This is a genomic window from Dysosmobacter segnis (assembly GCF_014297285.1).
Classification (GTDB): domain Bacteria; phylum Bacillota; class Clostridia; order Oscillospirales; family Oscillospiraceae; genus Oscillibacter; species Oscillibacter segnis.
The window spans coordinates 1-711 of the sequence record NZ_JACOQI010000110.1 but is presented as its reverse complement, the minus strand read 5'-3'; the positions used below and the strand labels follow the sequence as shown (position 1 = coordinate 711).

Below are 711 nucleotides of genomic sequence, written 5' to 3'. Positions count from 1 at the left end.
CGCAGTGTGCTCTTTTGATGAATGCCGAGCGTGTACTTCTCTCGATGGGAAAACAAATTACGCTCCCTCGTGTTCCTCCAGCAGATCGGTCATGTTTTTCAAACCGATGCCCAATGTGGAGGTATTGTGCAGCAGCGCGGATATTGCGGGCGGCAGCACCCCCGCTACGCCCAAGGTGATCAGCGACAGGTTGAAGGCCACGATAAACCGGTAACTGCCGTGGATCCGCGCCATCAGCGCTTCACTGAGCTTACGCAGCGTCACCAGCTCAAAGAGATCCTCTGAAGCAACGGTGATGTCGGCGATCTCTCTGGCGATGGCCGCGCCGGTGGAGATGGCGATGCCCGCGTCCGCCTCGGAGAGGGCGGGAGAATCGTTGACGCCGTCCCCCACCATGATAACGGTGTGGCCCTTTTCCTTTTCCTGACGGATAAAGGCGGCCTTGTCCTCCGGCAGCACCTCTGCGTAAACGGCGTCCACGCCCACCTCGGCGGCAACGGACTCCGCTGTGCGGCGGTTGTCGCCGGTCATCATCACCACATTGGTAAAGCCGCTCTCATGCAGCTCTTTTACCGCGTCCTTGGCCTCCCGGCGCAGAGGATCGTGGATGCAGATGACCGCCGCCAGTTCCCCATCGATGCAGAGATACAGGTGGGAATACGCGGCGGGCAGCGCGTCATATTTCTCCTGCTCTCCCTCCGGGATACAGCA

General features: G+C 60.1%; 1 protein-coding gene. It reads right to left on the bottom strand.

The features are described from left to right. Window positions 1–57 precede the first annotated feature (57 nt). On the bottom strand, window positions 58–711 hold a 654-nt coding region (locus H8Z83_RS19290), incomplete at its 5' end, for an HAD-IC family P-type ATPase (RefSeq protein WP_187016503.1).